The sequence below is a fragment of the Crossiella sp. CA-258035 genome (assembly GCF_030064675.1).
Taxonomy (GTDB): Bacteria; Actinomycetota; Actinomycetes; order Mycobacteriales; family Pseudonocardiaceae; genus Crossiella.
This window is the reverse complement of the sequence record NZ_CP116413.1, coordinates 5,744,541-5,762,345: the sequence shown is the minus strand read 5'-3', so window position 1 is coordinate 5,762,345 and position 17,805 is coordinate 5,744,541. Positions and strand designations below refer to the sequence as shown.

At 73.3% G+C, this 17,805-nt stretch carries 8 protein-coding genes, 1 pseudogene and 1 riboswitch; of the genes and pseudogenes, 5 read left to right on the top strand and 4 right to left on the bottom strand.

Annotation, left to right across the window (positions count from 1 at the left end; genetic code table 11):
• Positions 1-51 precede the first annotated feature (51 nt).
• Positions 52-2,802, bottom strand: coding sequence for an AfsR/SARP family transcriptional regulator (locus N8J89_RS26320; protein ID WP_283659692.1), 2,751 nt, complete (start codon positions 2,800-2,802; stop codon positions 52-54).
• Positions 2,803-2,907: 105 nt separating this feature from the next.
• Between N8J89_RS26320 and N8J89_RS26315 the strand changes: the two genes are divergently transcribed.
• The 3 genes and pseudogenes from N8J89_RS26315 to N8J89_RS26305 form a co-directional block, all read left to right on the top strand.
• A complete protein-coding gene (locus N8J89_RS26315; protein WP_283659691.1) occupies positions 2,908-3,291 on the top strand; it encodes a hypothetical protein in 384 nt (127 codons plus the stop codon).
• Positions 3,292-3,392: 101 nt separating this feature from the next.
• Positions 3,393-3,944, top strand: a complete 552-nt coding sequence (locus tag N8J89_RS26310; RefSeq protein WP_283659690.1) for a YciI family protein — start codon at positions 3,393-3,395, stop codon at positions 3,942-3,944.
• Between the two features lie 67 nt (positions 3,945-4,011).
• A pseudogene (locus N8J89_RS26305) lies at positions 4,012-11,079 on the top strand (SDR family NAD(P)-dependent oxidoreductase); the annotation flags it as partial.
• A 190-nt stretch (positions 11,080-11,269) separates the two neighbouring features.
• Here N8J89_RS26305 and N8J89_RS26300 read toward each other — a convergent pair.
• Complete coding sequence (locus N8J89_RS26300; protein ID WP_283659688.1) at positions 11,270-12,454, bottom strand: cytochrome P450; 1,185 nt, start codon at positions 12,452-12,454, stop codon at positions 11,270-11,272.
• Between the two features lie 156 nt (positions 12,455-12,610).
• On the opposite strand from N8J89_RS26300, the gene N8J89_RS26295 reads away from it, so the two are divergent.
• A complete protein-coding gene (locus tag N8J89_RS26295) occupies positions 12,611-15,430 on the top strand; it encodes an ATP-binding protein (RefSeq protein ID WP_283659687.1) in 2,820 nt (939 codons plus the stop codon).
• A gap of 157 nt (positions 15,431-15,587) precedes the next feature.
• Here N8J89_RS26295 and N8J89_RS26290 read toward each other — a convergent pair whose 3' ends face one another.
• The gene (locus tag N8J89_RS26290) at positions 15,588-16,538 is read right to left on the bottom strand and encodes an RNA polymerase sigma-70 factor (protein WP_283659686.1); all 951 of its coding nucleotides are present in this window, start codon (positions 16,536-16,538) and stop codon (positions 15,588-15,590) included.
• 111 nt (positions 16,539-16,649) lie between these two features.
• Here N8J89_RS26290 and N8J89_RS26285 point away from each other — a divergent pair, with 111 nt between their 5' ends.
• A complete protein-coding gene (locus tag N8J89_RS26285) occupies positions 16,650-17,135 on the top strand; it encodes a carboxymuconolactone decarboxylase family protein (RefSeq protein ID WP_283659685.1) in 486 nt (161 codons plus the stop codon).
• 42 nt (positions 17,136-17,177) lie between these two features.
• Here N8J89_RS26285 and N8J89_RS26280 read toward each other — a convergent pair whose 3' ends face one another.
• Positions 17,178-17,492, bottom strand: a complete 315-nt coding sequence (locus N8J89_RS26280; RefSeq protein WP_283659684.1) for a DMT family transporter — start codon at positions 17,490-17,492, stop codon at positions 17,178-17,180.
• A gap of 11 nt (positions 17,493-17,503) precedes the next feature.
• Positions 17,504-17,570, bottom strand: a riboswitch (guanidine-III (ykkC-III) riboswitch).
• Positions 17,571-17,805: the final 235 nt, after the last annotated feature.

The following is a 17,805-nucleotide window of genomic DNA, read 5'->3' as shown; positions in this document are numbered from 1 at the left end:
CGTGGACTGGGGCCGCGCCGCGATACCGGCCCCAGTCCACGACCTCGGCGCTCAGTCCAGGCCGCGCAGCAGCTGCTCGACCTCGGTTGCCCTGGGGTCGTTCAGCTCCCGGAACGTCTCCAGTGCGTCCGTCCAGGCTCCTCTGGCCGAATCGTGGTGGCCCAAGGCGTTCCGGATGCGTCCGAGCAGGTGCAGGCTCTTGGCGAGGTCGAACCAGGCGCTGAGCGCACGGAACTCCGCCCCCGCTTCTTCGGCGCTGGCCGCGGCCTTGGCCAGTTCGCCGAGGCCGAGGCAGGACTGCGCGATGTTCACCGCGGCGATCGCACCGTGCAGGTCCTTGCCCAGCGAGCGGAACAGGGTGCGCGCGGTCTCGTTGTGCCGCAGGCCTTCCGGGTACCTGCCGACGGCGTTGTAACCGTCGCCGAGGTTGAGCGAGTAGACCGCCTCGTCGTTGGCCGACCCCGCCTGGCGGGCCAGGGCGAGCGCCTGTTCCAGACAGCCGAGGGCGGCCTCGGCGTCGCCGCTGTTCACCAGGGTGATCCCGATGTTGTTGACCATCATCGCGGTCCGCTCCGGGTCGCTGGCCGCCTGACTGAGCGCGTCCCGGTACTGGGCGATGGCCTCCGCCCACCTCCCGGCCGCGCGGTAGGCGCCGCCTAGGCAGTTGGCCGCGTGGAAACTCGCCACCGGGTCGCCGATCCGCGCCGCGGCGGCGACCCCGAGCCGTCCCACCTCGATCCAGTCCGCCTTGTGCTGGCGGGCCCGGAAGAAGCCGTGCAGCAGCCAGGCGAGCCGCCACACCTCGTTGGGCCGGCCGCGCTCGGCGAGCCTGGCCACCAGGGCCAGCAGGTTGGCCCGCTCCGCCTCCAGCCAGTCCAGGGCTTCAGCGCTGCCACCAAAAACCGGCCAGGAGGGATCGCCCGCTGCGGTGTCCACGACCTCGTGGATCCGCGGGCTGAACATCACCAGCTCGCGGGCCCGCCCCGCCACGACCAGGTACATCTCGACCAGCCGCCGCAGTGCCGCTTCCCGGGTGGCCTCGTCGAGCCGCTCGGCGAGCTCGGTCGCGTACAGCCGGAGGAGGTCGTGCATGCGGTAGCGGTCCGGCAGCGTCCGCTCCACCAGCGAGCTGCTCTCCAGCGCGCGCAGCGGCCCGCGCAGCCGCGCGGCGGGCAACCCGGTGAGGCAGCCGATGGCGGTCAGGCTGAGGTCGGCGCCCGGTGCGAGGCCGAGCAGCGCGAACACCTGCCCGGCCTCGGCGGGGAGCGCCCGGTAGGACCAGGAGAACACCGCGCGCAGGTTGTGGCCCGCGTCGTCGGTGTCGAAGGCGTCCAGCCGGGCCGCCGCGCTGCCCAGCTCCTCCGCCAGCGCCGACAACGGCATCGCGGGCGCGGCCACCGCCCTGGCGGCCACGATGCCCAGCGCCAGCGGCAGTCCCGAGCAGGACCGCAGGATGCCGGCGACCGCCTCCGGTTCGGCCGCCAGCCGTTGTTCGCCGAGGCGGCGGCCGAGCAGTTCGCGTGCCTCGTGATCGGCCAGCACGGTCAGGCCGACCTGGACCGCGCCGTGCGCGCTGGTCAGGCCGATGAGCCTGCGACGGCTGGTGACCAGCACCGCGCAGGTGGGCTCGCCGGGCAGCAGCGGCAGCACCTGCGCGGTGTCGGCGGCGTTGTCCAGCACGATCAGCAGGCGCTTGTCCGCGATCACGCTGCGGTACAGGGTCGCCATGGCGTCCGGCTCGGCCGGGACCACGGCGGGCGCCACCCCGAGCGCGTCCAGGAACCGCCGGATGGCCGTGGCCGCGGGCATCGGTTCGGCCGAGGGGTCGAAGCCGCGCAGGTCCACGTACAGCTGCCCGTCCGGGAAGCGGTGGGCGTTGCGGTGCGCCCAGTGCAGGGCGAGGCTGGTCTTGCCGATCCCGCCCGCACCACCGATCGCGGAGATCACGACTGTCGACTGTGGACTCCCGTCGTCGAGGACGGCGAGCTCCTGGGTGCGGCCGGTGAAGTGCTGTGGCGCGGCCGGGAGCTGCCGAGGCGCGGGGTGTGGCCGGGCCCGGGGCGGGGCGGGCGCGGTGTCGCCGTGGCGGATCTGCTGGTGCAGCCGCCGCAGCGCCGGGCCGGGATCGGCGCCCAGCTCCGCGGCGAGCAGCAGCCGGATCCGCTCGTACTCGCGCAGGGCCGCATCCTGGCGGCCGTTGCGGTACCTGGCCAGCACGAGCAGGCTCGCGAGCCGCTCGTCCAGCGGATGCGCCGCGGTGAGCCCGGCGAGTTCCAGGTCCAGTCCGCCGGACTGTCCACTGTGGAGTTCCAGTTCGGCGAGGTCCAGCCGGGCGTCGAACCGTTGCCGGGTCAGTGTTTCCCGCACCTGCGCCGCCCAGGCGCCGTCGATGTCCGCCAACGCCACCCCGGTCCACTGGTCCAGCGCCCTGGTGAGCAGGGCGGCCCGTTGCTCCTCGTGCGCGGCACTGACGCGCGCCACCAGGTCCTGGAACCGGTGCAGGTCCACGGATCCGGGGTCGGCGGTCAGCAGGTAGCCGCCGGCGCGCTGCGTGATGGTGACCCCGTCGACGCCGGCCAGCGCGCTGCGCAGCCGGGACACGTAGCTGTAGAGCGTGTCGCGGGGACGCCCCGGCTGCTGCTCGCCCCACACCCGGTCGGCCAGGGTGTCCAGCCGGACGACCTGGTTCAGGTCGACGAGCAGCGCCGCGAGCACACAGCGCTGCCGCTGGTGCCTGATCTCCAGCACGGCATCGCCGTCGAGCACCTGGAACTCGCCCAGCAGTCGGAACCGCACCGGCACCCGTGCCCCCACCCCAGTCGCGAGCCCCCACCTGCCCGTTGCCCCAGATGCTAATGAGCGTGTGCAAGATCCGTACAAGGTTCGGGCAAGCCCGTCCGGTTAGACATGAACCGACGAAGAGTCCTGGACGAAGGCGAGAAGAAGTTGCGACGTTTGGCGAAGATGGCGGTGGGCGCGGCGCTCATCGTTGGTGGTCTGGCCGGGTTCACGCCGGGAGCGGTTGCGGCTGAGCCGGTCAGGGGAGCGGCGCGGGCCACGGAGGCCCAGCCGCTGGCCCCGCCGCTGTGCGGGGTGAACCGCTACGTGATGAGCTACAACCCGCCCATCGTGGGCTGGGCCGCCTACAACTGCGCGGACATCGGCTACACGGTGGAGATGTACCGGGTCGGTGGCGGGCCGGAACGGCGCTGCGTGCGGGCGCACAGCTGGCTCAACTACCCGGCCGCGATGTACTCCGGTGGCCGGTTCGTCAACCCCTGCACCCCGTGACCGCGCCGCGGTGACCCGCCGCGGCCACTGAACACGGCGGATTCGTCACCAGGTGGCGAATCCGCCGTCGCCCGTGCACCGGCCTGACCGATACTGTGCCGGTGGAATTCTTCTGCTACCACCGTGATCGTCCCGGTTCGCTGACCCTGCGCCAGGAACTGCTGGAACAGCACCTGTCGTACATGGACCGGTATGCCGCGGAGATGATCGCCCGCGGCCCCACCATGCTCGACGGGATCCCCACCGGCAGCGTGCACGTCCTCGTCCTGCCTGACCCCGCCGCCGCCCGCGCCTTCGCCTTCGACGAGCCCGGCTACCAGGCCGGGGCGTACCGGGACGTGCTGCTGCGGCGGTGGCGCAACACGCTGGGCCGCACCATGTGGGACTTCCCCGGCGGCCGCACCGGCGGCAACCGCTACCTGGTCCTCGGGCTGGGCGCGGGGGAGCCGGTGGACCTCGCCGTGCCTGCGGACCGGGAGCAGTTGATCGCGTACGGGCCGCTGCTCGCCGATGACGGGGAACAGTGGCTGGGCACGGCGGCGCTGGTCAGGGCGGCGGACGCGGCGGCGGCGCGCGGGGTGCTCTCGGTCGAGCGGTATGCCGACGTCGAGGTGCACAACTGGCAGTTCGGCGGACGCCAGCCGAGGCACTAAGGATTTTCCGGGGGCATCACGCCAAGACTGGCCAGGCTGGTGCCACGGGAAGGGTCGAAGCCATATGCCGGACGACAGCAAGCTCGTCGACTACCTCAAGTGGGTAACCGCAGACCTGCACGAGACCCGGCGACGGCTGGAGGAGCTGGAGAGCGGGCGGCAGGAGCCGGTGGCCATCGTGGGGATGGCCTGCCGGTTCCCCGGCGGGGTGTCCTCGCCGGAGGAGCTGTGGGGAGTGCTCGCCGAGGGCGCGGACGTGATGTCGCCGTTCCCTGCTGACCGCGGCTGGGACCTGCGGGTGCTCAGCGGGGACGGGGAGGGCCACAGCGCCACCGAGGTCGGCGGGTTCCTGCGCGACGTGGCCGACTTCGACGCCTCCTTCTTCGGCATCTCGCCCCGGGAAGCGCTGGCGATGGACCCGCAGCAGCGGCTGTTGCTGGAGACCGCCTGGGAGACCTTCGAGCGGGCCGGGCTGGACCCGCACGCGTTGCGCGGCAGCAAGACCGGCGTGTTCGTGGGCACCAACGGGCAGGACTACTCCGAGCTGGTGCTGCGCAGTGGTGAGGACGTGGCCGGGCACGCGGGGACCGGGCTGGCCGCGAGTGTGGTGTCCGGGCGGATCGCCTACGTCTTCGGGCTGGAAGGCCCGGCCGTCACCATCGACACCGCTTGCTCTTCCTCGCTGGTGGCGCTGCACTCGGCGGCGCAGGCCGTGCGGTCGGGGGAGTGTTCGCTGGCGCTGGCCGGTGGGGTGACCGTGATGTCCACCGCGATGGGCTTCGCCGGGTTCACCCGGCAGGGCGGGCTGGCCCCTGACGGGCTGTGCAAGGCATTCGCCGAGGGCGCGGACGGCACCGGCTGGTCCGAGGGCGTCGGCCTGCTGCTGGTGGAGACGCTGGCCGACGCGCGCCGCAACGGACATCAGATCTTGGCTCTGGTGCGCGGTTCCGCGGTGAACTCCGATGGCGCGTCCAACGGGCTGACCGCGCCGAACGGACCGTCCCAGCAGCGGGTCATCCGGGCCGCGCTGGCCTCGGCCGGACTCACCCCCGCCGACGTGGACGCGGTGGAGGCGCACGGCACCGGCACCAAGCTGGGCGACCCGATCGAGGCGGAGGCACTGCTGGCCGCCTACGGCCAGGAGCGGGAGACGCCGCTGTGGCTGGGCTCGGTGAAGTCCAACCTGGGCCACACCCAGGCCGCCGCCGGGGTCGCCGGGATCATCAAGATGGTCATGGCGATGCGGCACGGCGTGCTGCCCCAGACCCTGCACGTGGACCGGCCATCCCCGCACATCGACTGGACCGCGGGCCAGGTCCGGCTGCTGACCGAGCAGACCCCGTGGCCGGATGCCGGACGACCGCGCCGCGCCGGGGTTTCTTCCTTCGGCATCAGCGGAACCAACGCGCACATCGTGCTGGAGCAAGGCCCCGCCGGGGAAACCGAGGACGAGCAGCCGCGCGAGGTGCCGGCGACGGTGCCGTGGGTGCTGTCCGGGCGCAGCCAGAAAGCCTTGCGGGCACAGGCAGAACGCCTGCTCGACCACCCCGGCGAGCCGGTCGACATCGGCTACTCGCTGGCCGCCACCCGCAGCCGGTTCGAGTACCGCGCGGTGATGGTCGGTGCGGCGGAAGAACTCGCCGACGGCCTGCGGGCGATCACCGAGGAGACCCCGAATCCCGCTGTGGTCACCGGATCCGCGGGCAAACCGGGCCGGATCGCCTTCGTCTTCCCCGGGCAGGGCGCGCAGTGGATCGGCATGGGCGGTGCGCTGCTGGACGAGTCGCCGGTGTTCGCCGAGCGGATCGCCGAATGCGCGGCGGCACTGGCCCCGCACGTGGACTGGTCGCTGACCGAGGTGCTGCGTGGGCACGGCCCCGAGGGCACGCTGGAGCGGGTCGACGTGGTGCAGCCCGCCTCCTTCGCGGTCATGGTCGCGCTGGCCGCGGTCTGGCAGCAGCACGGGGTGCGGCCGGACGCCGTACTTGGGCACTCCCAGGGCGAGTTGGCCGCCTCCGTCATCGCGGGCGCGCTCGACCTGGCCACCGCGGCGAAGATCGTTGCCTTGCGCAGCGCGGCCATCGCGCGGCGGCTGTCCGGACTGGGCACCATGGCCGCGATCCCGTTGCCCGCCAACGAAGTTCGCCAGCTGATCGGGGACGGCGTGCAGGTGGCCGCGGTCAACGGGCCGCGCTCGGTGGTGGTTTCCGGCGAGGTTGACGCGGTGCAGGCGCTGGTGGACTCCCTCAACGCCAAGGACATCAAGGCCAAGCGCATCCCGGTGGACTACGCCTCGCACTCCGCCCAGGTGGAGACCATCCGCGAGGAGCTGCTCGCCGAGCTGAAGGACGTCACCCCCGCCGCGCCGGAGATCCCGCTGTTCTCCCCGGCCACCGGCGACTGGGTGCGCGGCGCGGACTTCACCGCCGAGCACTGGTTCCGCAACCTGCGCGACGAGGTCAGGTTCGACCCCGCCATCCGGCAGCTGCTGGCCGAGGGCTTCCGCACCTTCGTCGAGATCAGCGCGCACCCGGTGCTCGCGCACGCGGTGGCCGAGATCGGCGAGGACACCGGCGAAGCGGTGATCACCCTGGCCACCCTGCGCCGCGAGGACGGCGGCAGGCGGCGGCTGCTCACCGCGCTGGCCGAGGCGCACGTGCGCGGCCTGGCCGTGGACTGGACCCCGGCCCTGCCCGGCGGCAGGCGGATCTCCTTGCCCACCTACGCTTTCCAGCGCGAGCGGCACTGGCCGCGACCGGGCAGCACCGCGGTGGACGTGACCGCCGCCGGACTCGGCCGCGCCGACCACCCGTGGCTGGACGCGGTGGTCGAGCACGCCGACAGCGAGCAGGTGGTGTGCGTCGGCCGGATCTCGCTGGCCGCGCACCCGTGGCTGGCCGACCACGTGGCCGGTGGGCTGATCCTGTTCCCCGGCACCGGTTTCCTGGAACTGGCGGTGCGCGGGGGAGACCTGGTGGGCTGCCCCGCGGTGGAGGAGCTGAACCTCGCGGTCCCGCTGGTGCTCGCCGCCAACGGCACCACCACCGTGCAGCTCGTCCTCCGCGCGCCCGACGAGACCGGCAGGCGCGAGCTGGGCGTGTACTCCCGGCCGGCCGGTCAGGAGGACGCGAGCTGGACCCAGCACGCCACCGGTGTGCTCGGCCCGCGACCGGTCGCCGAACCCGAGTCAACCCCGGACTGGCCGCCCGCCGGGGCGCAACCCGTTGACCTGCAAGGGTTCTACGCCAACCGCGAGTTCGGCCCGGCCTTCCAGGGCCTGCGCGCGGTGTGGCTCGGCGACGGCGAGGTCTTCGCCGAGGTCGAACTGCCCGGAGCGGAGGAAGAAGCCGGTTCCTTCGGCGTGCACCCCGCGCTGCTGGACGCCGCGCTGCACCCGATCTCCTTCGTGCTCAACCCGGAAGCCGGCAGCATGCTGCTGCCCTTCACCTGGGCCGAGGTCACCCTGCACGCCGCCGGCGCGTCACACCTGCGGGTGCGGCTGGCCGAGACCGGGGCGGACACGGTCACGCTGTCGGCCACCGACGTCACCGGCGCGGCCGTGCTCACCGTCGGCTCGCTTGCCCTGCGCTCGGTCGGGGCCGCCGCGGCCGCCCCGGTGGCCAGGGACGAGCAGGCCTCGCTGTTCCGGCTGGACTGGACCCCGCACACCGGCGACCTGCGGCCCACCTCGGGCGCCCGCTGGGCGATCGTCGGCGGCGACGTCTTCGGCCTCGCCTCGGCCATCGACCTGATCGGCGGCCGGGCCACCAGCTACGTCAGCTCCATCGCCGAGCTCGCCGCGGGCGGGGACACCACCGTGCCGGACGTGCTCGTGGTGCAGCTGGCCGGTGGCGCCGACCCGGTGGCCGCCGCGCACGAGCTGACCGCGCACACCCTGGAGATCATCCAGCAGCTCACCGGCGACGCCGCGCTGGCCCGCGCCAGGGTGCTGTTCGTGACCTGCGGCGCGGTCTCCGGCGGCCCGGAGGACCCGGTCACCGACCTGGGCGCGGCCGCCGTGCACGGCCTGGTGCGCTCCGCCCAGTCCGAGCACCCCGGCCGGTTCCTGCTCGCTGACCTGGACACCGAGGACAGCTCCACCACCACGGTGCCCGCCCTGCCCGGCCTGCTCGACGGCGGCGAGACCCAGGTGCTCGTCCGCGACGGCGCGGTCCGCCTCGGCCGCCTGGCCACCCTGGCCTCCGGCCCCGGCCTGCTGCCCCCGGCCGGCGCCTGGCGACTGGACACCGCCAACCCCGGCAGCCTGGACGCGCTCACCCTGGCCCCCAGCCCCGAAGCCGAACGCGAGCTGACCGGGCGCGAGGTCCGGGTGCGCGTGCGCGCCGCGGGCGTCAACTTCAGCGACGTGCTCAAGGCCCTCGGCACCTACCCCGGCGAGCAGGAACCGCTCGGCGCGGAGGTCGCGGGCGTGGTGACCGAGACCGGCCCCGAGGTCGACGGCCTGCGGGTCGGCGACCGGGTCTTCGGTGTGGTCCGTGGCGGCTTCGGCCCCCAGGTGGTCGCCGATGAGCGCCTGCTCGCGCCGACCCCGGCCGAGTGGACCGACGAGGTCGCGGCCGCCGTGCCGATCGCCTTCCTCACCGCCTACCACTGCCTGGCCGAGGTGGCCGAGCTGCGCGCGGGCCAGTCGGTGCTGGTGCACGCGGGCACCGGCGGCGTGGGCATGGCCGCCATCCAGCTCGCCCGGCTGTTCGGCGCGGAGGTCTTCGCCACCGCGAGCCCGGGCAAGCACGCCCTGCTGCGCGAGCTCGGCGTGGCCGCGGACCACATCGCCTCCTCCAGGGACACCGCCTTCGCCGCCGCGTTCGGCGCGGTCACCGGCGGCCGCGGCGTGGACGTGGTGCTCAACTCCCTCGCCGGCGAGTTCGCCGACGCCTCCCTGCGGCTGCTCGCCGACGGCGGCCGGTTCGTGGAGCTGGGCAAGACCGACATCCGCACCGCCGACACCCTCGACGGCGCCTGGTACCGCGCGGTCGACCTGGGCACGCTCGACCCGGCCGAGATCCAGCGCCTGCTCCACGAGCTGCTGGCCAAGTTCGCCGCCGACGAGCTGCGCCCGCTGCCGGTCACCCGCTGGGACGTGCGCCGGGCCAGGGACGCCTTCCGGCACGTCAGCCTCGCCCGGCACACCGGCAAGGTGGTGCTCACCCTGCCCGGCGGCCTCGACCCCGAGGGCACCGTGCTGATCACCGGCGGCACCGGCACCCTCGGCGCCGCGCTGAGCAGGCACCTGGTCACCGAGCACGGCGCCCGCCGCCTGCTGCTGCTCAGCCGCCGCGGCCCGGACGCCCCCGGCGCGGAACAGCTGCGCCAGGAGCTGACCGAGGCCGGAGCCGAGGTCGACCTGGTGGCCGCGGACATCACCGACCGGGACGCGCTGGCCGCCGTGCTGGCCGCGATCCCGGCCGCGCACCCGCTGACCGCCGTGGTGCACACCGCGGGCGTGCTGGACGACGGCGTGATCACCAAGCTCGACCGGCAGCGGCTGCGCACCGTGCTGCGGCCCAAGGTGGACGCCGCCTGGCACCTGCACGAGCTCACCCGCGAGCACCCGCTGACCGCGTTCACCCTGTTCTCCTCGGTCGCCGGGGTCACCGGCAGCCCAGGTCAGGCCAACTACGCCGCGGCCAACGTCTTCCTGGACACCCTGGCCGCGCACCGCCGCGACCTCGGCCTGCCCGGCAGCTCGCTGGCCTGGACCCTGTGGGCCGAGCGCAGCGAGCTCACCGGCAGGCTGGACGAGGGCCAGGTCCGCCGGATCGACTCCGCCGGCCTGCCCGAGATCACCACCGAACAGGGCCTGGCCATGTTCGACACCGCCAGCGGCTCGGACGAACCGCTGGTCATCCCGATCAAGGTGGGCAGGCGCGCGGCCGGCCAGGGCGCGGTGGTCCCGGCCCTGCTGCGCGGCATCGTGCAGGGCGGCCGCCGCTCGGCGGCCTCCGGTGGCGCGGTGGTCACCTCCGGGCTGCGGGAGAAGTTCCGCGGCCTGGGCGCCACCGAGCAGGAGGAGCTGGTGCGCGAGCTGGTCCTCACGCACGCCGCCGCGCTGCTCGGCCACCACGACCGCGGCGCGCTGGACCCCGAACGCGGCTTCCTGGAGTCCGGCTTCGACTCGCTGATCGCGGTGGAGCTGCGCAACAAGCTGGCCGACGCCACCGGGCTGCGGCTGGCCTCCACGGTCGTCTTCGACACCAAGACCCCGGCCGCGCTGGCCCAGCGGCTGCGCGCGGAACTGGCCGACTCGGTGGCCGCGGGCAGCGCGCCCGCGCAGGCCGGTGGCGGGGGCGGCGGCGAGACGGTGGAACGGCTCTTCGCCGACGCCATCCACAGCGGCAACGCCCAGGGCGGGCTCACCCTGCTCAAGGCGGTCGCCGCGCTGCGCCCCGGCTTCGACAGCCCGGCCGAGCTGACCACGCTGTCCCCGGCCACCCTGCTCGCCGACGGCCCCGACTCGCCCACGATCATCTGCATCAGCTCCCCGGTGATCACCGGCGGCGTGCACCAGTACGCCAGGATCGCCGCGCACTTCCGCGGCCGCCGCCGGGTGGTCGCCCTGCCGCTGATGGGCTTCGCCGAGGACGAGCCACTGCCCGCCGACGGCGACACCGCGATCCGCACCGTGGCCGAGAGCGTGCTGGAGGCCAGCGAGGGCCAGCCGTTCCTGCTGCTGGGCCATTCCTCCGGCGGCTCGATCGCACTCGGCGCGGCCGGGGTGCTGGAACAGGTGTGGGGCATCAGGCCCGAGGGCGTGGCCATGCTGGACACCCTCAGCGTGCGCAACGACGGCAGCGACACCGGCGGCATGGGCGGGATGACCCAGTTCTACCTGGACAAGATCGGCTCCTCGGCGATCCCGCTGAGCGCGGCCCGGCTCTCGGCCATGGCGCACTGGTTCAGCAAGCTGGCCGGGGCGGACCTGCTGGAGTCCACCGTGCCGAGCCTGCTGCTGCGCTGCACCAAGGACATGGACGGCAACGTCGCGGACCTGCCGCCGACGCTGGTGCCCGCGGACGAGGTCCGCACCATCGACGCCGACCACTTCTCGCTGGCGAAGGAGGACTCCGGAAAGGTCGCCCAGATGGTCGAGGAATGGCTGGCCTCACTCACCTGAGCCAACAAAAAACGGCCAACACAGCGAAATCGCCCCGACGATTCCGCCGTGTTGGCCGTTGTCGTACACAGCGTTGGCCGATACGGACGGTGTGTTGGCCGTTGTGGACGGTGTGTTGGCCGGAGGGCGTACCAGTTCGGCCAACACCCCGTACGACAACGGCCAACACGCCGGTGGGTTGGGACGCGGGCTACCAGGTCACTGGCATCGAGTGCACGCCGAAGAGCACTCCGTCGTACTTGAACGGCAGCTCCGCCGGCGGCACCGCCAGCTTCAGCCCCGGGATCCGCTCGAACAGCGTCCGGTACGCGATGTCCATCTCCACCCGCACCAGGTTCTGCCCCAGGCACTGGTGCACGCCGTAGCCGAAGGCCACGTGCTGCTTCGCGCCCCGGTCCGGGTCGAACCTGCTCGGGCAGTCGAACATCGACTCGTCGTGGTTGGCCGCGGCCACCAGCGGCATGATGCCCTCGCCCGCCCTGATCAGCTGCCCGCCGATCTCCAGGTCGGCCACCGCCACCCGCAGCGCCACCAGGTCGGCCACCGAGTGCAGCCGCAGCGTCTCGTCGACCACCCGCTCGTCGCCGATCCACTCCGGGTTCATCAGCAGGGTCAGCACGCCGAGGGCGATGTTGTTGGCGGTGGTCTCGTGCCCGGCGATCAGCAGCAGCATGCCCACCCCCGGCAGCTCCTCGGGGGTCAGCGTGCCCGCGGCCAGCAGCCTGCTCATCAGGTCATCGCCAGGCCACTTCTGCTTGATCTTGATCAGCCGGGTGACGTAGCGCAGCAGCGCGGTGCCCGCGGCCTCCCGCTCCTGGTCGGTGGAAGCCAGGCTGACCAGCACCTGGGTCCTGGACTCGAAGAACTCGTGGTCGGCATACGGCACGCCGAGCAGCGCGGAGATGACCAGCGACGGGATCGGCAGCGCGAAGTCCGCCACCAGGTCGGCCTTGTCACCCCTGGCCAGCATGGCGTCGATCCGGCCGTCCACGATCTGCTGGATCGCCGGTCGCCACTCGCGCATCCGGCGCACGGTGAACTCCGGCATCAGCGCCTTGCGGAACCGGTTGTGCTCCGGCGGGTCGTAGCCGACGAACCAGCCGGGCACCTCGTCCGAGCGCGGCACGCCGCCGGTGCGGCCGAAGCTGGGGAAGCCCTCCCTGGTCGGGTCCGAGCTGACCCGGGGATCGGTGAGGATCGCGCGCACCTCCTCGTGCCTGGTCACCAGCCACACCTGCTGGCCGGTGGGCAGGCTGGTGCGGACCAGGCCGGGGAGCTCGCGGAAGCGGGCGTAGTCCGCCGGGGGGAACGGCGCACCGGCGAGCCGCCGGGGGAACTCCACGACCGGGCACCGGGCCGGTTCGTCTGCCGGCATAGGTCCTCCTTGACTGCTGGGTGAGCCCGTCGCGGGCCGTGCGGCCACCATGGCCTGCCCAGGGCAGGAAAACGCCCAGAGGTGCGCCCCGCGCCCGGGGTCCCGGCCACTGGAACAACGCCCGTTCAGACCGTCACGGAGAGCTAGGATTCCGCCATGAGCGGGGGCGTTGAGCTGGTCGGGCGGGACCACGAGCTGGACCTGCTGGTCGAGATCGCGGACAAGGCGCGGGCCGGCACCGGTCAGGCGGTCCTGCTGCGCGGCCCGGCCGGGATCGGCAAGACCAGCCTGCTGCACGCCGCCCTGTCCCGGATCGCGCCGCTGGCCGCGCGCAGCCTGTCCGCGCGCTGCCGGGAGTCCGGCGGCGGGCCCTACGCCGCGGTGCGCGAGCTGTTCCAGCCGCTGCGGCTGACCGAGGACGGCGGCGCGGGACGACTGCTCGACGGCAGCGCCCGGCACGCGCTGCCCGCGGTCGACCCCGACCTGCACGACCCGACCCTGCACAGCAACGCCTACGCGGTGCTGCACGGCCTGCACTGGCTCACCGTCGGCCTCACCGCGGATGGGCTGCTGGTGCTGGCCGTGGACGACGTGCAGTGGTGCGACGAGCCCTCGCTGCGCTGGCTGGCCTTCCTGCTGCGCCGCGCCGAGGACCTGCCGCTGCTGCTGGTGCTCACCCAGCGCACCGGCCGGGACGCCCCGGCCGCCGAGGTCTTCGACGAGATCGCCGGACTGCCGCTGTGCCACCCGATGGACCTGCCCGCGCTCAGCGCCCAGCCGGTGGCCGACCTGCTGACCAAGGTGCTCGGCGGGCGGCCGGATGAGGAGTTCGCCGCGCACTGCGCCCAGCTCACCGGTGGCAACCCGCTGCTGCTCGGCCGGATCATGGCCCGGCTCAACGACTACGACGGCGACCGCACCGACCTCGCGGTGCTGGCCGACCTGGGCCGCGAGGTGGTCGCCCGCTCGGTGCTGGACCGGCTGCCCGAGCAGATCCTCGTGGTGGCCCGCGCGATCGCGGTGCTGCCCGGCGAACAGGTCGAGCTGCTGGCCGCGCTGGCCGGGGCGCACCAGCGCACCGCCACCGCGGCCATCGCCGAGCTGCGCCGCCGCGACCTGATCACCGCGGAGGACTGCGGCGCCCGCCCGGAGTTCGCGCACGACACCATCCGGCAGACCGTGCTCACCGGCACCCCGCCCGCCGAGCTGGACCAGCTGCGCGAACGCGCCGCCACCCTGCTCAACGACGCTGGCCGCCCGGCGGAGGAGGTGGCGGTGCTGCTGGCGCTGCTGCCCGGCACGCCGGAGCCGTGGATGGCCGACGTGCTGCGCGAGGCCGCCGGCTACGCCGAGCACCGGGGCGCGCCGAGGGTGGCGGCCGGCTACCTGAAGCGGGTGCTCGCGGTGGACGACTCCGACGTGGCGGTGCTCAGCCAGTCGGCCAGGGTGCTCGCCATGATCCAGCCCGGCACCGCGCTCGCCCACCTGGAACGCGCGCTGGCGCTGGTGGCCGATCCGCGCGCCAGGGTGCCGATCGTGTTGCAGTACACCATCACCTCACTGCGCGCGCAGAACTCGGTCCGCGCCTTCGCACTGGCCGGGGAGACCCTGGCGGCGCTGGAAGCGGTCATCGGCCCGGCACCCGACGGCGGCGACCGGGCGCTGCTGGCGGTGCTGGAGGCATCCCTGCTGGCCGCGGGCATCGACGAGAAGGCCAACCTGGCCGCGCTCGGCGACCGCTTCGAGCACCGGCCGGTCCCGCCGGGGGACACCACCGAGGAGCGGCAGCTGCTGGCCGGGCTGGCCCTGCTCGGCATGGTGAGCGCCCGCCCCGCCACCGAGGCCGCCGAACAGGCCAGGGCCGCGCTCAAGATCAACGAGGTGGAGGCGGGCGGCTGGACCATCCTGGGCACCATCTACACCCTCTACCTGGCCGATGACACCGAGGCCATGCCCGCCACCCTGGACACCCTGGTCGAGCACATGCAGTCCGCGGGCGCGGCCTGGACCTACTGCATGGTGACCAGCCTGCGCGCCATCGTCCGGCACTGGAACGGCGACCTGGTGGAGGCGCTGGCCGACGCCCAGTCCTGCTACGAGCTGGTGGTGCAGGAGAACTGGGCCGGCGGGATGGTGATGCCGCAGATCGCCTTCGCCGTGGTGCTCACCGACCTGGGCGAGGCCGAGCGCGCGCGGGAGGTGCTGGACCAGATCCACCGGCCCCGCTTCGAGGCGTTCACCCTGGAGTACCACTACTACCTGATGGCCAGGGCCCGCACGCACGAGGCGCTGGGGGAGACCGAGCAGGCGCTGGAAGTGTTGCGGCACTGCGGCGCCAGCCTGCGCGACGGCAACGTGGACAACCCGGTGCTGGCCCCGTGGTGGTACGACGCGGCCTGCCTGCTCGCCGAGCTGGGCCGCCTGGAGGAGGCCCGCCTGATCGCCGGGCACGGCGCGGAGCTGGCCCAGCGCTGGGGCACGCCACGGGCGCTGGGCATGGCGCTGACCGCCCGCGGCGTGACCACCCCTGGCCCGCAGGGCGTGCGCCTGCTGACCGAGGCGGTGCGGGTGCTGGCCGCCTCCCCGGCCAAGTTCGAGCACGCCAAGGCCGAGTACCTGCTCGGCAAGGCGCTGCTGCGCGAAGGTGACCCGGAGGCCGCCCGCAAGCGCCTGCGCAGCTCCCTCGATCGCTCGGTGCTGCTGCGGCACCGCCGCCAGGTCTCGCTGTCCTCGGCCGCGCTGCTGGAGGCGGGCGGGCGGCTGCGTCGCGGCACCGACTCACCCGCGGACAGCCTCACCGGCAGCGAACGCCGGGTCGCCGCCCGCGCCGCCAAGGGCGAGACCAACCGGGAGATCGCCGAGTCCCTGTTCCTCACCGTGCGCACCGTGGAGCTGCACCTCACCAGCGCCTACCGCAAGCTCGGCGTCCGCGGCCGCGCCGAGCTCACCGCCGCCCTGACCAACCAACTCACGTAACCCGCCAGCGTGTTGGCCGTTGTCGTACGGTGTGTTGGCCGTTGTCGTACAGGGTGTTGGCCGAACCGGGACGCCCTCCGGCCAACACACCGTCCACAACGGCCAACACACCGTCCAGAACGGCCAACACTGTGTACGACAACGGCCAACACGGGGCTTAGGCGAAGCGGCTCAGGGTGTGCTCGCGCGCCATGTGCGAGAGCTTCTCCGGGTTGCGCACCGCGTAGAGCCCGGTGATCCGGCCGTCGTCGATGCGCACCGCGACCACGGTGTCCAGCTCACCGTCCTGATGCACCACCAGCGCCGGGTGGCCGTTGACCTGGGTGGGCCGGAAGGACATCAGCTCGGCCACCCGCCCGAACCCGCCGATCAGCAGCCGGGCCACCTTGTCCGCGCCCACGATCGGCCGCGGCACGGCCTGCTTGATGCCGCCGCCGTCGCCCAGCAACACCACCTCCGGCGCCAGGATGTCCAGCAGCCCTTGCAGATCACCGGTCTCGGCCGCCCGCTGGAAGGCCGCCAGCGCGGAGCGGGTCTCCGCCGCCGACACCACCTCGCGCGGCCGCCGCGCCGCCACGTGCGCCCGCGCCCGGTGCGCGATCTGGCGGACCGCGGCCGGACTCTTGTCCACCGCCTCGGCGATCTCCTCGTACGGCAGGTCGAACACCTCGCGCAGCACGAACACCGCCCGCTCGGTCGGGGCCAGCGTCTCCAGCACCAGCAGCACCGCCATCGACACGCTGTCGGCCAGCTCCACGTCCTCGGCCACATCCGGCGCGGTGAGCAGCGGCTCGGGCAGCCAGGAGCCGACGTAGGACTCCTTGCGGCGGCCCAGCACGCGCAGCCGGGCCAGCGCCTGGCGGGTGGTGATCCGGACCAGGTAGGCCCGCTGCTCCCGGATCTCGTCCAGGTCCACACCGGCCCAGCGCAGCCAGGTCTCCTGCAGCACGTCCTCGGCGTCGGCGGCCGAGCCGAGCATCTCGTAGGCGATGGTGAACAGCAGGTTCCGATGGGCGAGGAACACCTCGGTCGCGCGGTCCGGGCGGTCGTCCACGGGGCGGCTCCTAGTCAGTCGGCGGGTCACCCACCAGATGTCCCTGACCGCCATTCTGTGACAGCACCCCGCTGTGTCGCTCGTCACCGGGCCAGGCTGTCACAGGATCGGCGCGGCAGGCGTCTCGTGTTCGTCCACCGCAGACGCACGAGTGAGGACAAGACGATGGAAGCTCGCCTGAACATGTTCGCCAACGAGTTCGCCATGAAGTTCGGCAAGCGCTTCGCCGGCGCGGGCCTACTGATCCAGCAGTCGACGTTGCCGAAGGCCACCCAGGAGCTGGCGGCCTTGCGCGCCAGCCAGATCAACGGCTGCGCCTTCTGCATTGACATGCACACCAAGGACGCTGCCGCCGCGGGCGAGACCGCGGTCCGGCTGCACCTGGTCGCCGCCTGGCGCGAGGCCACCGTGTTCACCGAGGCCGAACGCGCCGCACTGGCCCTGACCGAGGAGGGCACCCGCCTGGCCGACGCACACGAAGGTGTCTCGGACGAGACCTGGGCCCAGGTGCGGGAGCACTACGACGAGGAGCAGATCGCCGCGCTGGTCTGCCTGATCGGCCTGATCAACGCGGCGAACCGGATGAACATCATCGTGCGCAACCCGGCCGGTTCGTACGAGGCCGGCATGTTCGAGGCCATGACGCACTGAACGGCAGCGGCAGGGGGCGGCGCACCGGCCGCCCCCGCTTGCTCAGTGCAGGACCTTCAGCCCGATCACACAGCCGACAATTCCCAGCAGCAGCAACACTCTCACCACCGACACGGCCTCCGAGCCGGTCCACATGCCGTAGGCGACGGTGAGCGAGGCCCCGATGCCGACCCACACCGCGTAGGCGGTCCCGGTGGGCAGTTCCCGCATCGCGTAGGCGAGTCCGGCCATGCTGGCGACCAGGCTGACCGCGAACACCAGGGTCGGCGTCAGCTTCGCGAAACCGGCGGACTTGCCCAGCGCGGTCGCCCACACCGCTTCCAGCACACCGGAGACGACCAGAACGAGCCACGACATGACGCACTCCCAGAGCGCCGTCTTGTCGCTGGCCGGGTACGGCACCCGCTCGTCCGGGGTCCTCCATCGGAGGCGCCAACCCCATTTTCGCACACCCTCGGCGCACGCACCGGCCACAACCGGCAGGCGAGCAGCGCGCCACCCCCGGCCAGCGCCGCCAGCGCGCCCAGCGTCGCGGGCAGTCCAGCCACCGCGCCGAGCAGCCCGGCGAGCAGGTAGGCGGCCAGCCAGGCCGCGTGGCTGGCGGTGAACTGGGCGGCGAAGAGCACCGGCCAGTCCGCCGCCTGCCCGGACCGGCGGAGCAGCCGACCGG

Bases quoted from the DNA above. Each gene is read 5' to 3' on its own strand.
- N8J89_RS26315 (WP_283659691.1), top strand. From the start codon at position 2,908: ATGAACCGACGAAGAGTCCTGGACGAAGGCGAGAAGAAGTTGCGACGT.
- N8J89_RS26300 (WP_283659688.1), bottom strand. From the start codon at position 12,454: ATGCCGGCAGACGAACCGGCCCGGTGCCCGGTCGTGGAGTTCCCCCGG.
- N8J89_RS26295 (WP_283659687.1), top strand. From the start codon at position 12,611: ATGAGCGGGGGCGTTGAGCTGGTCGGGCGGGACCACGAGCTGGACCTG.
- N8J89_RS26290 (WP_283659686.1), bottom strand. From the start codon at position 16,538: ATGGCGGTCAGGGACATCTGGTGGGTGACCCGCCGACTGACTAGGAGC.
- N8J89_RS26285 (WP_283659685.1), top strand. From the start codon at position 16,650: ATGGAAGCTCGCCTGAACATGTTCGCCAACGAGTTCGCCATGAAGTTC.
- N8J89_RS26280 (WP_283659684.1), bottom strand. From the start codon at position 17,492: ATGTCGTGGCTCGTTCTGGTCGTCTCCGGTGTGCTGGAAGCGGTGTGG.